The sequence below is a fragment of the Steroidobacter sp. genome (genome assembly GCF_036406195.1).
GTDB lineage: Bacteria > Pseudomonadota > Gammaproteobacteria > Steroidobacterales > Steroidobacteraceae > Steroidobacter.
The window spans coordinates 54,453-68,240 of record NZ_DASWVW010000062.1 but is presented as its reverse complement, the minus strand read 5'-3'; the positions used below and the strand labels follow the sequence as shown (position 1 = coordinate 68,240).

Sequence of the window (13,788 nt, the reverse complement as noted above, 5' to 3'; positions counted from 1 at the left end):
CGATTGGCATCAGCATCGTTCGTTCGCCCAGCGGGCAGCGAAGAAAGCCGTGCCGCTCGTAGAATGCTACGGCGTCGTCATCAATGGCATGGGTGATCACTGCTCGTGCCCCTGCCGTATCGGCGGCACTGAGACACCGACGTAATGCGTCGATCAACAGGTCGGTACCCAATCCACGATTCTGATGGGTCACGTCAACGGCGAGGCGACCGATGAGCAACAGCGGCACCTCATCCGGCATTCCGCGGCGCAACCTGGCGTTGGGCAATCCTGATCGGTGCGCCATCGCGGTCGAAATGGCGTAATAACCGATCACTCGGCCTGGTGCGTCGTTGGAGCAGATGACGTATGTGCGAGCGGACAAGCCCTCGCTGGCAAGTGCCCGGTCGCGCAGCCATGCATCGAGCGAGTCGTGCTTGCCGTTGCGGAACTCGGAAAGATCATGTTGCGGCGTGAGTCGTTCAGGCGCGAGCACGGCGCTGCGCTTTGCCGACACTCAGCGTTCCCATGCCGGCTTACGGCTCATGCGTGTTCGCACTGCTTTATCCGGCTTGGCTGGCGCATCGAGCATCGCGAGAAACGCCTTGTAGGCTTCGTCGTCCAGGCTAATCAGCCGTTGATCCAAAATGGTCTCTTCGGCGCGAGTGCGGGCACTGTCAAGCATGAACTCGGAAAGCTTCTGGCCGCGAAGAGCGGCAGCGCGATTGAGAATGGCCTTGGTCGCAGCAGAGGCTCTGATCTGTATCAGATCGTCTCTTTTGACTGCGGCGGAACTACTGGATTTCATGATTCCCCGACGGTGGCTTCAGATATTGCGGCAACCTACAGACTAGTTCGGTGTAATGACGTTGTCAATACATGGATCGCCAACCGAGCACGACGAAGGAATTAGAACCTGCGCCCGAACCCAGATCGCGGTATGCGCGATCCGGGTTCGATTGGACGACCCCTATGCAGCCGTGCGCGCTGAGATGTCCCTCAGCGAAGGCAGCTGTGGGCAGAGTTCACTGCAGAACGCCGCCCATTGCTCCATAAGTGCTGCCCGTTTCGCTAATAGCACGCCGCGCTGGTAAGCGGCCTCCGCCGCATCCTTGAGCTTATGCGCGAGCGCATGCTCGATCACTTCGCGCGGGAAGAAGGCGACCTCCGCTGCCCAGTCGCGAAAGGTGGAGCGAAATCCGTGCGGAGTGGCAACTCGATCCTGCACCGGGTCGAGATAGCCGATACCACCGCGCTTGAGGTCGCCCTCATGTATGCCATCGATGAGTTCGCTCAAGGCGGCATCCGTCAGTTGTCCGCCGCTCTCGGGGGCGGGGAACAGCAGGTCGCAGCCTGGTCTCACCGGCAGGCGCTCGTACAGCGAGATTGCTGCCTCGGACAGCGGGACGACATGGTCCTTCTCAAGCTTCATGCGCTCCTTGGGGATGGTCCAGCGCTTGAGCTGCAGGTTGATCTCGCTGTGCCGGGCGCCACGGATCTCCTGACTGCGAGTGGCGGTCAGGATGCCCCATTCGAGCGCACGGATAGAGATGCCTTGTCGCGACCGCAGATCGGCCATGAAGGCGCCAACTCGCAGATAGGGCAGCGCGGGATGGTGCCGCTTCTTGCGCTTCTTGAGCTTGGTCGGGGAGGGTAGCTCGAACTCCAGGTTACCGTTCCAGGCGGCGGGATTCTTTCCGCTGCGATAACCGCGGTGCTCGGCCCAGTCGAGGATGGACTCGACGCGACCGCGAACACGGGTTGCCGTTTCGGTCTTGCTCGCCCAGATCGGCTGGAGGATGCGCAGCAGGTGGTCCAGGGTGATCTCGCGCGGGTGCAGGTGCCCAATCACCGGGTGAGCGTACTCCTCCAATGTCGAGGACCACTGCTTTGAGTGTTTGGGTGATTTCCAGCCCACCTGTTGGACCGCGATATAGGTTCTCGCGCAAGACCTGAAGGTCACCGACGGTTCATCCTTGGCGGCACGCGGCGTCGGCGGGTTCGTTTGGGGCGACGGGGCGAGCACGCGCAGTTGAGGCGCTGTCGGGGGTGATTGCGGACTGGTCGACTCCGCCGGCCGGCTTCGGCGGGTCTCCCAGGCTCGATCGCGCGCCTGCGCGAGCGTGACCTGGGGAAAGCCGCCTAGCCCGAACTCTCGTCGTTTTCCGTTGATCTGGTGACGTAGGACCCAGCAACGGTATCTACCCTCGATGCGCAGGTACAAACCGGGGACACCGCCGACGGCATACCGACCGTCTTCTCGCAGGGACATGAGGGCGCGGGCGGATAGCTCGCGAGCACGCTTTGGCATGATCAAACTCCTTCAGCCATCTCTGTCCCCCATCAGAAACCGGAACTCGGTGGATCTAAATGACCAATATGGAATCCGAGCGGACCGGTTTTCTTCAATGAGTCAGAGACTTAGCTGTACTGATCAGCCCTCGTTGTACCGTGGTGGATGTCCGTGGAAAGTACCGTCATCTCCGCCTTTAGGACTCCCTCTCCGCCAGTCTTTTCCAGGGTTTTCTCCGGGGTTTTCGCTGGCTCATCCGAAACCCAGCCGAAAAGTCGGTCCGGCATCTCAGAAGCAAAAAAAAGCGAGGCCGACACGTGTTAGCGCACGAGCGGCCTCTAACCAAAACCTGCATTCGAGGTGCAAGTCATAGCTACCCCTCGAGCCACTCAATCTCTGGTGGCTTGCGCTCGGGCGCGTCAGGCCAATGTTTCGGATGGCCGACAATGATTGGGGCGACGACCGGATAGCGTGCCGGCAATCCAAGTTCATCCTTGGTCGCCGGTGCATTCAGCCAGGGCCGGGCAAGACCAATCCAGCAGGTGCCAAGGTTGTTCTTGCGCGCTGCCAGCATCAAGTTCTGCGCAGCGAGGCAGCAGTCCTCCGCGGACTGCGTCGAGTCGTCGGTGGCTAGGATGATCACCAGGGCGGGCGCATGGTAGAAGAGTGAATAACCGGGCTGCTCCAGCATGTGAGCAAGCTCGCCGAGTTCCTCCCTGTGATGTTCAAGTAGCCATTGTCTCGCGCTCTCGGCGCACCCTGCGATTCGGTCGCGGCCGCGTAGAACTGCGAATGACCAAGGCTGTCGATTGCGAGCGCTCGGCGCCTGTATAGCCGCATCGATCAACTCGCGAATCGACTCGCGCGATACGGGTGCATCGGTGTAATCACGAACGGCTCGCCGAGCCGAGATGGCACGCAAGACATCCATAGCATCGTCCTCGTCTCGGGCAACTGGAGGTCATGATCGTCTGCGCGGCCCGTCGGCCTGGAAATCCGAGGAACCGGCAAACAGATCTGTAAAGCACCTATAGTAAAAGCGCCTATAACAAATGGACCGCATGAGCGCGAAGCGGAGTGCGACGAGGAAGGCAGCATGCGAGATGCTGCTATTCGTTACGCGCATGTCCCCATGCACGCAGCGCGATTTCAGGACGACACTGATGCTCATTGACCGCCAGCTGAAGAGGCGAAGGCCATGAGCAAGCAGAAATCTTCGCAGAGCTCGAAACACGCCCGGCGCAAGCGATCCGCAACTCGAAGTGAATCGGCAGCGGCCGAATCCGATCAGCCCCCGCCGTCAGGACCTTCCGTCGCTGCGGCGGCAAGACAAAAGATGGTTGCCGAGGCGGCCTTCTATCGGGCCCAGAAGCGCGGCTTCACCCCGGGGCGCGAGCTCGATGATTGGTTGGCGGCCGAGGCGGAGATCAGCGCTTATTTCCTCGAGCAGGAGCCCGCTGCGGCTGAGTTGCATTGAGATGCAGCTTGAAGAACTTCGCAGCGTGCTGTGCCACCACTTCCAGCGTGCCGAACTCCTCGAAGAGGTGCGTGGCTCCATCCACCTTCACCAGTTGCGTGTTCCCTGGAATCCGGGTCATAGCCATCTGGTTCAGTCGCAAGACTTCGAAGTCTTCGCTTCCCACGATCAATAGCGTTGGACAGCGTACCGACATTAAAGCGTCGCCGGCCAGATCAGGTCGTCCGCCACGCGAGACGATTGCCCTCACACGAGAAGGTTGGGCTGCGGCGGCAATCAGTGCAGCGGCTGCGCCCGTGCTCGCGCCGAACAGGCCGACAGGCAAGTGGCCCACGTCCTCACGCCGAGCCAACCAGTCCAGTGTTCCAATGACGCGCTCGGCAAGCAGAGGGATGTTGAAGCGCAGCTCTCGCGTGATCGCATCCACCTGACCCTCGCTCGCGGTCAGAAGGTCCATGAGGAGGGTCGCGAATCCTTGCGATCGTAGGAATTGCGCAACCTGATTGTTGCGTACACTGAAGCGGCTGCTGCCGCTTCCATGCACGAAGATCACCAGACCTTGCGCGTTCTCTGCGCCCGCCAGGAATCCTTTCAGCTCCAGGTCGGGGCCGAGCGGAATCGTTGTTTCGATGGCAGGTTGCAGCTTCATGCTGACAACCTCACTTGGTTCGGCTGGCTCGAGCTGCCTGCCGTAAGCTCGCGGGCCGCTGGCCGCGTGCGGCAAGGCTGTTTGCGCGCGCGAGTAGGTCCGTCACTTCTTCGTCGGTCGTTTGGGTGAATTCCTCGTACCACTGACCGACGGCGTAGAAGCCGAGCGGTGCGGCCAGGCAGACGACTTCATCCGCTTCGTCCCTCAGCAGCTCATAAGCGTCCACCGATGCTACCGGCAGCGCGACGACCACCTTCTTGGCGTTGAGACTGCGGGCTGCACGCACGGCAGCGCGCATGGTCGCGCCGGTGGCGGCGCCATCGTCCACGAGCAGGACGGTTCGATCGTTGGCAATGAGCGGCGAATGTCCGCCGCGAAATGCCCGTTCGCGACGTTCGAGCTCGATGCGTTCGGCCGCGGCTATGCGCTCGATGTCTACGGAGTCCTTGTACCAGGCTGGGATCGACTCGTTGATCAGCGTGACGCCGCCCGAAGCGATGGCGCCGATTGCGAACTCCGGCTGCTCTGGCGCGCCCAGCTTGCGGACCACCATCACGTCCAGAGGCGCATGTAGGAATCGGGCGACTTCAAAGGCGACAGGTACGCCGCCACGGGGCAGCCCGAGAACCAGGACATCCGGCTGGTCTCGATAATGAGCCAGCCGCTGTGCCAACTCCCGGCCAGCGGCGCTGCGATTGATAAACCGTTTCATGGCCGTTCTCTGACGAGATGAGCGTGTTTTGTTATAGGCCAGATGCATGATGAGCGAAATTCCGGAAGTGTCACGAATCCTTCGTGGACTCTCCGTGCGTACAGTTCCGACGGCATGGGCTCGGATAGGAACATTCCCGCGCTCATTCGGTACCACTCCTGATGTTCGTTGCCGCACGAGAGCAGATGCTTCCAATGGCCATCGATGCTCAGGAGGTCGCGGCTATGCCAAATGAACTGGATCCAGTGATCGGCCAGTGGTACGCACATCGCGATAAAGGCGAGATGTTCCTCGTCGTGGCCGTTGACGAGGCAAGCGGTAGCGTCGAGATGCAGTCTTTCGACGGCGACGTTGAAGAAGTCGATGCCAGCGCGTGGCGAGACATGGACATCGAGACGGCGGAGCCGCCGGAGGACTGGACCGGTCCTTACGACGATATCGAGACCGACGATCTCGGCATGACCGAAACGGACATGAGCACTCAGGATTGGCGCCGCTCGCTCGAACCTGTCCAGCAGCCGTGGCAGGACACGCTGCCGCCCGACGAGTTGGAGGAAGAGGAGGGCCCGCCGCTCGAGCTTTATGCACAGGAAGTGAAGCCGGCCGATGATCGCGCGCGCTGATGGCGCAGGAGAGCAATTCAGTGCGCTGGGAGCACTTCGCGCATGAAGCCGACATGGGTGTGCGGGGATTCGGATCCAGCCTTGCAGAGGCATTCGAGCAGGGTGCACTCGCGATGACGGCTCTCGTCACCGATCTCGGGCTGATCGACGCGCGAGAGCCTGTGATGATTGAATGCAGCGCGCCCGATGTCGAGCTCTTGTTCGCAGAATGGCTCAACAATGTGGTGTACGAAATGGCGACTCGACACATGCTCTTCAGCAAGTTCGTGGTGACCATCGAGGGTTTGCGGCTCAGGGCCGAAGTCTGGGGAGAGCGTGTCGATGCGGATCGGCACCATCCGGCCGTTGAAATCAAGGGCGCGACTTACACAGCCCTGCGTGTCATCAATGAAGATTCGACATGGCTTGCTCAGACCGTAGTCGATGTGTGAGCACCGAGCCTGGCGTCGATGATGTGCGCGACGAGGATTGCGACGCGCTCATCTTCCAAAACGGCCTGTCTGATCTGGCCCGGTGACGGAAGTCCGTGGTTTGCAAGAGGTGCAATCTATGAACGTCGGTCGTGTTTGCACTCGGGAAGTTGTATTCGTCGACGAGAGCGAGTCGCTGCACACGGCGGCCGAGCTCATGCGCAACAAGTGGGTAGGTAGCGTGGTTGTGTGCAAAGAGGTCGACAGCCAGCGAGTACCCGTTGGGATGATCACCGATCGCGATGTAGCGATGGCAGCGTTGCGGAGTGAGGGGCGATTGTCGGGAATCCTTGCCAGTCAGGCCATGTCGAGAAATCCCCTCGTCATTCCGCAGGATGAGGACGTCGCAGACGCACTGGAGCGAATGCGCTCGCATGGAGTGCGGCGCGCGCCGGTCGTCAACACCGGCGGCGCCTTGGTAGGGCTGGTGTCCATTGACGATTTGCTCGAGGTGCTCGTCGAACAATTGAGCAGCATCGTGCATCTGATCGCCCGCCAGCTGAAGCCCTCACCGAAGCTTCCAGGCGGGAGAATGCCGCCAGCGTGAAGCGCTGACCCGATTGGAAATCCGTCGGAGGAATTCGTCATGGACCTGGCACTGTTCCATCGCCATTCCGAGCTCATGTGGGAGATCGAGCCTCATGGCGCGATGCGCGTGCCGGCGGTGATCTATGCGAGCGAACCGTTGATCCGCGCGATGGATCAAAAAGTGTATGAGCAGGCGGTCAATGTTGCGTGCCTGCCAGGAATCGTCAAGGCGTCGTATGCGATGCCGGACGCCCATTGGGGCTACGGTTTCCCCATCGGCGGCGTCGCCGCGTTCGATCCCGATGAGGGCGGCGTCGTATCGGCGGGCGGAGTCGGCTTCGACATCTCCTGTGGCGTGCGCTGCCTGCATACGGGTCTCGCGCGGCCCGACATTCTCGCGGTCCAGAAGCAGCTCGCGGATACGCTGTTCCAGCACATCCCCGTGGGAATCGGCAGCACTGGTTTGATTCGCCTCGATGCTCAGGAGATGGACGCGATGCTGACTGGCGGCGCCCGGTGGGCGGTGCAGTCAGGCTGGGGCGTGGCTTCGGACCTCGATCGCATCGAAGAGCATGGCCAGATGCTGCATGCGAAGCCGGAGAACGTTTCCCAGCAGGCGAAGAAACGTCAACGCGACGAGATGGGCACGCTCGGCAGCGGCAATCATTATCTCGAAGTGCAGGAAGTAGCCGCCGTCTACGATGCGACCATCGCGCACGCGTTTGGCCTGCAGGTTGGCGATATCGTCGTGATGATCCACTGTGGATCGCGCGGCTTGGGCCACCAGATCGGGACGGAATTCCTGAAGCAGATGGTCATTACCGCGGGCGATCATGGCATTCGCCTGCCGGATCGCGAGTTGGCCTGTGCCCCGATCAACTCAGAGGTTGGCGAGCGGTATCTCGGCGCCATGCGCGCGGCGATCAACTGTGCGCTGGCAAATAGACAGATCCTTACTCATCTCGTTCGACAGGTGTTCGCGGATGTCCTGCCGGACGCGCAGCTGTCATTGCTCTATGACGTCTCGCACAACACCTGCAAGGTCGAAGAGCATCGCGTCGATGGTGGCACGAGGAAGCTGTACGTGCATCGCAAGGGAGCTACCCGCGCGTTTGGGCCGGGCCACCCGGAAATCACTGAAGAGTTGCGTCCGTTCGGTCAGCCGGTGCTGATCGGTGGATCGATGGGGGCGGGCTCCTATGTTCTGGCCGGGACGAGCGAGTCCGAGGCGCTGGCATTCAGTTCGGCCTGTCACGGAGCTGGCCGGGCGATGAGCCGCCATCAGGCCACCCGCACCTGGAAGGGCCGCCAACTCGTCGACGAGCTCGCGTCGCGAGGCATCCTGGTCCGCAGCCCATCTATGCGTGGCATCGCGGAGGAGGCCCCGGATGCTTACAAGGATGTCTCGGCTGTCGTCGATGCGGCGGATGCCGCCGGACTGGCGCGCAAAGTGGCTCGCACGGAGCCTCTGATCTGCATCAAGGGATGAACGTTGCTGAGGACATCGAGCCGACCACCTCAATCGCCATGAAATCGCTGACGCGCTTCAGGTCCGGCCCGGCGTCTAGCGGCGCTTCGAGCGATTGCGATCGAGGGATCACCGGCTGCGCCGGCCAAAGGGGTCCACGCTTGCAGCCGCCGTTTGCGAAAGCAGCGATGAAGAGCAGGGCGAACAGCAGTGGTGTCTTCGAGGTGGCCATGTGAGCGCACCGGGTGAGTGACGAGAGTCTGGCGTCATGAGACCTTAAAGCGGCTTACAGCAATCGCGTTATGCGCGGATCCGCGCGGCCAGGTTCGGAATGTCTCTGGCTTGCAGCGAGCGCGTAATCTTTAGGGGCATGTCCGGGTGGTCGCAAGATGGCTGGCTGCAAACACTGCCCCAGGCTGGGTGCAGGCGCCCAGCCCCATCATCGTAGGAGGTTGCTATGAACATTACACGCTGGGAACGGGAGATGGAGGATATGTTCCGACAGTATTCGCCCTTCTTCAGTCGGCCGTGGCGCCGCGAGGGCGGTGAGATGGTCGAATGGACGCCGGTCGCCGACATCGTCGAGAACGACGAGGAATTCCTCATCAAGGCCGAGTTGCCGGAGGTAAAAAAGGAAGATGTCAAAGTGACATTGCAGGATGGCTCGCTCACCATCAGCGGCGAACGCAAGCACGAAAAGACGCAGAAGGGCGAGAACGAAATCCACGTCGAGAGTCTCTATGGCACCTTCTCACGCACGTTCGCGCTGCCTGACAATATCGATGCAAAGGCAATCCATGCCGAATCGAAGGATGGCGTGTTGCGGGTACATGTGCCCAAGGCCGAAGGGGCGAAAAGCACGGCGATGCAGATCGAAGTCAAGTAGTCACCCTCCCAGTGGCGGGCGCTTCGCGTGCTCGCCTCGACGGTCTTCAAGGAGGGCAGCACGGAGACCGAGGACGATCGCACTACCAGACTGCTCAGAATGCTTCCGGTCGACGGACTGATCGGCGGGTGCGAGTGAGGTGTTCGTCATGAGCATTCAAGCAGCCGCTGCCAACACTTTGACCCTCTTCATGTGCGGGGACGTGATGACGGGCCGCGGCATCGATCAGATCCTGCCGCATCCTTCCGCGCCAGAGATTTACGAGCCCTACGTCAGCTCCGCGTATGAATATGTGGAGCTGGCCGAGCGTGCGAATGGGCGAATCGACAAGCCGCAAAGCTTTTCGTACATCTGGGGTGACATCCTGCCGGAACTGGAGCGTCATCGGCCTGCCATACGCATTGCCAATCTCGAGACGGCTGTCACGACTAGCGACGAGGCTTGGCCGGGCAAGGGCATTCACTATCGTATGCATCCGCGCAACGTCGACTGCCTCACCGCCGCGGCGCTCGACTGCTGCGTGCTGGCCAACAATCACACGCTGGATTGGAGCCGGGAGGGCCTGGCGGAGACGCTGCGAGTGCTGCGCGAGGCGGGCATCAAGACCGCCGGCGCCGGAGACCGCCTGGCGGATGCATGCGAGCCGGCGCGCTTCAAATTGTCCGATCGCCAACGTCTCCTGGTGTTTGCATGCGGCAGTCCGGACAGCGGCATCGGCGTCGGGTGGGAAGCCACCGAGTATCGCTCCGGTCTATGGGTGATTGATGACTTGAATGCATGTGCCATCGAGCAGATTGGCAGGCGCATCGAATCGGAGCGACGGCGCGGCGACATTGTCGTGATGTCCCTGCACTGGGGCGGCAACTGGGGCTACGAAGTGACGCGAGAGCAGCAGCGATTCGCCCACCAGTTGATAGACAAAGCAGGTATCGACATCGTGCATGGCCATTCATCACATCATCCCAGGCCGATCGAGGTCTACCGAGGCAAGCTCATCCTTTACGGCTGCGGCGATCTGTTGAACGACTACGAGGGCATCGGCGGATATGAGCGTTATCGCTCCGAGCTCGGCTTGATGTACTTCCCGGAGATCGATCGAGAAACCCACCAGCTGGTGCGACTGACCATGTCCCCCACGTGCATCCGCCGACTGCGAGTGAACCTCGCACAGCGCAACGATGCTCAGTGGCTCGCGGCCACCTTGAGCCGGGAATGTGCGCCATTCGGCACATCACTGCGACTGCAGCCCGATGGCGACCTCGCTCTAAAGTGGCAGCATGATGTCGAGGCGATTGCGTGAGTGCGCTCGAATCGATGGAGCTGACTTTTCGTCGCTTTCGTGAATCGCTCGTCGAGCTTTTTCAAGCGCTCCTCGATGCCGGCATACGCTGACTCCGCCATGGGCTGCATCGATGCCCCGAGCAAACCCTGGCGGCGGATCTCGATCGCCTTGTTGGCGACATTGTTGCGAACGGTATCCCAGAACGGATGCGCGAAGGGATCGACGGGCTCGGTGAGCTGCCCGTCGTGAACCGAGATGACCGATAGCGTAATTCTCATGGCGACACTCCACCACGTTCCGGTTCTGGGATCCTGGCAGTTCAACTTCGATCGAGGCACTCGGACGATCCCGGTAGTTGCTCGGTGGATTCTCGTAAGCGGCGTGCAGAACGCGATGCTCACGCGAGCATCGTCTTACGTAGCAGAGGGCGCAGCTCGCGCAACGGACGGGTATTCACTACCTGTTCCTTCGATAACCAGCCTCGGCGAGCCTGCAAGACTCCACCACCGAGAAAGTCGAAGCTAGCAGTGCCATGCGCGTCGCTGGCGATGCTGATCAGCACCCCGTTCGACGCTGCCTCGCGCACCATCACGTCGTCCAGATCGAGGCGGGCGGGCTGAGCGTTGAGCTCGAGACAGATCGTCCGCTCGCTGGCCCGCCTGAACACCATGCCCCAATCGCAGTCGATCGCCGGCCGTTCCTCGATCAGCCGTGACATGGGATGCCCCAGCACCGACACGTACGGACAGTCGAGCGCACGTAGCAGCCGGTCGGTCTGCTGGCGTCGGTTGAGATCGAAATGGTCATGCACGGAGGCCACGACGACATCGAGCTGCTCGAGCACGCTATCAGGCATCGCCAGCGAGCCGTCCTGCAATATGTCGACCTCGATCCCTTTCAGAAGCGTGATGCCCTCCAGCGTCGCGTTGAGTGCGTCGATCTCGTGCATCTGCCGAGCGAGGCGCGTCGCGTCCAGACCGCGCACCATGCCGAGATGCTTCGAGTGATCCGTGATCGCGATGTACTCGAGCCCGGCTTGCCTGGCGGCTTCGGCCATCGCAGCCAGGCTCGCAGTGCCATCGGTGGCTTTCGTGTGCACGTGGAGATCACCGCGCAGGTCGCGACGAGTGACCAACGTCGGTAGGGCGCGCGCCTGTGCAGCTTCGATTTCGCCACGATCCTCACGTAGCTCGGGTTCGATGTAGGGCAGGCCGAGGCTCGCGAGCACCGACGCTTCAGTATCGCCCGCGATGCGCTTGCTGCCACGAAATACTCCGTACTCGTTGATCTTCAGTTTGCGAGCCGTGGCGAGCCGTCGCACGTGGATGTTGTGTGCCTTGCTGCCGGTGAAGTAGTACAGCGCGGCGCCATAGCTCTCCGGTGGCACTACGCGAACATCTACCTGCAGGCCACTCTTGAGAATCGCGGTGGAGCGCGTCGCTCCTTGTGCCAGAAGATTGGCCGTCTCATCGTATGAGAGCAGCGCGTGGCCGATATCCAGCGGATGTTCCGAACAGACGAGGATGTCCAGATCGCCAACTGTCTCACGGCCCCGCCGGAAGCTTCCGGCGGTATCGACCTTGCTCACGCCAGGCAGGGTACGAAGGTACGCCTCTAGCGAAGTGGCGTACTGTGCAGCGACCGACCTGAGCAAGCGCCGACTGCGACCTTCGATCTCATCGATCGCTTTGGTCAGGCGCTCTTCCATCTTCGGGCCGAACCCGCGCACCTCGCGCACCCGATGCTTCGCAAGCGCAGCGCGCAGCGTTTTCAGGTCGTGCACCCCGAGTGCTTCATATAACGCACGAACGCGCTTCGGCCCTATGTTCTGTACGCTCATGATCTCGCGCAGTCCCGGCGGGACCGAACGTCGCAGCGAGGCAAGACCCGGCAGCTCGCCCGTCTTGACGAAGGTGCGAATTTTCTTGGCGAGATCTGCCCCGATGCCCGGTAAGGTGTCCGGATCGAAGCCCTCAGCAATCTTGCTCTCCAACTCCTCGGGCAGTGAGCGAATGACTTGCGACGCCCGACGATAGGCGTTGATGCGAAATGGGTTCTCCGCCTTGAGCGACAACAGATCCGCCATCTCATCGAACGCCGCAGCCAGATCTTCGTTGTGTACAGGCATGGCGTCGACGTTCTACCGAGTGCGGCGCTTCTCCAGTCGCACAGTCTGGATGCGCACTGCGGGTTCGTTTCGTCGCTCCATCCAGCCGACGACGCACAGCGCCACGAACATCATTAGAAATTCGAGCATGGTCGCAACCTCCCTAGTGGTGGCTTGACCCTACGCGGGTCGATCTTGGCGGCACATCCGAGGAACAGGAACAGGCTTCCGTATGGCTGCGTAGGCAGTTGGCGAACGTGAATCCACTCAGTACCGTTCCTGTTTTCCGTAAAGGATTCCGCGCTCGATGACTCCAGAATGTTCGCTGATTGCCGCACGAAGCGAGAGGCAGCTTCGGGAGGGAACGATGGTCACACATCTGCATCCAGGTCGTCCCAAGTACCGTCGTAAACGCGACCGGTTGTCACGCCACGCCTGGATCCTGATTCTGATGCTGGTGCTCGTGGCCATCCTGGCGCTTTGCGGTCGTTCGGTTTCGGCGCAACCCCACGGGAGCGCGGAGCTGATCGAGAAAGCGCTTGCATGCGGCGCTTGCACAAAGTAGCTGTAGCGGCTTTCGCCCGGCGGCGCCGGGCGAAAGCGCCATTTATCAAGCAGCGAGTTGTTGAGCAGAGGGCTGGCAGATGGCGGCAAGCGTATCGCCGACCTCCGTCTCGCTGATCTCTCGCCTTGGCGCGGTGCTCTCGCGTGCAGCCTGGCGCGCCAGATCGGCGAGAGAGATCATGCCGACGAGTGATTCTTGCTCATCGATCACTGGGAGCCTGCGGATTCGTGCCCGGCTCATCGTCTTCTCGGCGTCTACGATAGAATCGCTGGGGCGACAGGTTTGAAGTTGCCGGGACATTGCATCGGACACGTGCAGCTCGTGCAGCGGCTTGCCTTTGAACAGCGCCGACATGCAGATATCGCGATCGGTGATGACGCCCGTGACGCGGTTCGCGCCGTTACCGCTGCACACTGGCAGGCATCCGCAATCGTGATCCCACATCAGCTGTGCCGCCCGGGCGAGAGTGTCGTCCGGACCGCACGAGACCACTTGCTTCGTCATGATCTGTTCTACACGCATGGCATCTCTCCTGAAGAGGACTTGGCGTTGCGTGCTGGTTGGGATTGGCCAGGCACGCCACGTAATTGAGGTTTGCCGTCGGGGTGGCTCGACCGAGCGTGCGTCCATGATCGAGCGTGGAACACTCGTGGATCCACGGCAGGGATTCGCGCTACTGCGTAATCCTGCATCATCGATCCCCAAAGCTGTGTGTCACTGTAACGTGACACCCTATGCCACCCTCCCAT

General features: G+C 61.3%; 17 protein-coding genes. 7 read left to right on the top strand and 10 right to left on the bottom strand.

What is annotated here, in order from left to right:
- The 4 genes from VGE08_RS26215 to VGE08_RS26200 form a co-directional block, all read right to left on the bottom strand.
- A partial coding sequence (locus VGE08_RS26215) for a GNAT family N-acetyltransferase (protein ID WP_331070900.1) occupies positions 1–496 on the bottom strand: 496 nt, incomplete at its 3' end.
- The gene (locus tag VGE08_RS26210) at positions 497–787 is read right to left on the bottom strand and encodes a DUF1778 domain-containing protein (RefSeq protein WP_331070899.1); all 291 of its coding nucleotides are present in this window, start codon (positions 785–787) and stop codon (positions 497–499) included. It lies immediately after the preceding gene.
- A 162-nt stretch (positions 788–949) separates the two neighbouring features.
- The gene (locus VGE08_RS26205) at positions 950–2,290 is read right to left on the bottom strand and encodes a tyrosine-type recombinase/integrase (protein ID WP_331070898.1); all 1,341 of its coding nucleotides are present in this window, start codon (positions 2,288–2,290) and stop codon (positions 950–952) included.
- 355 nt (positions 2,291–2,645) lie between these two features.
- Positions 2,646–3,203, bottom strand: coding sequence for a nitroreductase (locus VGE08_RS26200; RefSeq protein ID WP_331070897.1), 558 nt, complete (start codon positions 3,201–3,203; stop codon positions 2,646–2,648).
- A gap of 267 nt (positions 3,204–3,470) precedes the next feature.
- Here VGE08_RS26200 and VGE08_RS26435 point away from each other — a divergent pair, with 267 nt between their 5' ends.
- Positions 3,471–3,749 (top strand): DUF2934 domain-containing protein, encoded by a 279-nt coding sequence (locus VGE08_RS26435; protein ID WP_349258807.1) that lies wholly within the window; start codon positions 3,471–3,473, stop codon positions 3,747–3,749.
- Here VGE08_RS26435 and VGE08_RS26195 read toward each other — a convergent pair.
- Positions 3,700–4,398 carry a hypothetical protein gene (locus tag VGE08_RS26195; RefSeq protein WP_331070896.1) on the bottom strand — a complete coding sequence of 233 codons (699 nt, stop codon included), beginning with the start codon at positions 4,396–4,398 and terminating at the stop codon, positions 3,700–3,702. The genes VGE08_RS26435 and VGE08_RS26195 overlap by 50 nt on opposite strands.
- Positions 4,399–4,408: 10 nt before the next feature.
- Positions 4,409–5,110 carry a phosphoribosyltransferase gene (locus VGE08_RS26190; RefSeq protein WP_331070895.1) on the bottom strand — a complete coding sequence of 234 codons (702 nt, stop codon included), beginning with the start codon at positions 5,108–5,110 and terminating at the stop codon, positions 4,409–4,411.
- 224 nt (positions 5,111–5,334) lie between these two features.
- Here VGE08_RS26190 and VGE08_RS26185 point away from each other — a divergent pair, with 224 nt between their 5' ends.
- The 4 genes from VGE08_RS26185 to VGE08_RS26170 all read left to right on the top strand — a co-directional run bounded on the left by VGE08_RS26185 (position 5,335) and on the right by VGE08_RS26170 (position 8,220).
- On the top strand, positions 5,335–5,733 hold the full coding sequence (locus VGE08_RS26185) for a DUF6763 family protein (protein WP_331070894.1): 399 nt from the start codon (positions 5,335–5,337) through the stop codon (positions 5,731–5,733).
- A 20-nt stretch (positions 5,734–5,753) separates the two neighbouring features.
- A complete protein-coding gene (locus tag VGE08_RS26180) occupies positions 5,754–6,164 on the top strand; it encodes an archease (protein WP_331070893.1) in 411 nt (136 codons plus the stop codon).
- A 118-nt stretch (positions 6,165–6,282) separates the two neighbouring features.
- The gene (locus VGE08_RS26175; protein ID WP_331070892.1) at positions 6,283–6,750 is read left to right on the top strand and encodes a CBS domain-containing protein; all 468 of its coding nucleotides are present in this window, start codon (positions 6,283–6,285) and stop codon (positions 6,748–6,750) included.
- 39 nt (positions 6,751–6,789) lie between these two features.
- Positions 6,790–8,220 carry an RtcB family protein gene (locus VGE08_RS26170; protein ID WP_331070891.1) on the top strand — a complete coding sequence of 477 codons (1,431 nt, stop codon included), beginning with the start codon at positions 6,790–6,792 and terminating at the stop codon, positions 8,218–8,220.
- Here the strand turns inward: VGE08_RS26170 and VGE08_RS26165 are convergent.
- Positions 8,210–8,431 (bottom strand): hypothetical protein, encoded by a 222-nt coding sequence (locus tag VGE08_RS26165; RefSeq protein ID WP_331070890.1) that lies wholly within the window; start codon positions 8,429–8,431, stop codon positions 8,210–8,212. The genes VGE08_RS26170 and VGE08_RS26165 overlap by 11 nt on opposite strands.
- A gap of 225 nt (positions 8,432–8,656) precedes the next feature.
- Between VGE08_RS26165 and VGE08_RS26160 the strand changes: the two genes are divergently transcribed.
- Together VGE08_RS26160 and VGE08_RS26155 are read left to right on the top strand one after the other, a co-directional pair.
- Entirely contained in the window at positions 8,657–9,085 is a 429-nt protein-coding gene (locus VGE08_RS26160; RefSeq protein ID WP_331070889.1) for an Hsp20/alpha crystallin family protein, read from the top strand.
- Between the two features lie 148 nt (positions 9,086–9,233).
- Positions 9,234–10,385, top strand: coding sequence for a CapA family protein (locus VGE08_RS26155; protein WP_331070888.1), 1,152 nt, complete (start codon positions 9,234–9,236; stop codon positions 10,383–10,385).
- Here the strand turns inward: VGE08_RS26155 and VGE08_RS26665 are convergent.
- The 3 genes from VGE08_RS26665 to VGE08_RS26145 form a co-directional block, all read right to left on the bottom strand.
- Complete coding sequence (locus VGE08_RS26665; protein WP_414717537.1) at positions 10,268–10,705, bottom strand: fructose 1,6-bisphosphatase; 438 nt, start codon at positions 10,703–10,705, stop codon at positions 10,268–10,270. The two genes, VGE08_RS26155 and VGE08_RS26665, sit on opposite strands and share 118 nt — an antisense overlap.
- Positions 10,706–10,764: 59 nt before the next feature.
- Entirely contained in the window at positions 10,765–12,495 is a 1,731-nt protein-coding gene (gene polX / locus VGE08_RS26150) for a DNA polymerase/3'-5' exonuclease PolX (protein ID WP_331070887.1), read from the bottom strand.
- 589 nt (positions 12,496–13,084) lie between these two features.
- Entirely contained in the window at positions 13,085–13,561 is a 477-nt protein-coding gene (locus tag VGE08_RS26145; RefSeq protein WP_331070886.1) for a CBS domain-containing protein, read from the bottom strand.
- Positions 13,562–13,788 lie beyond the last annotated feature (227 nt).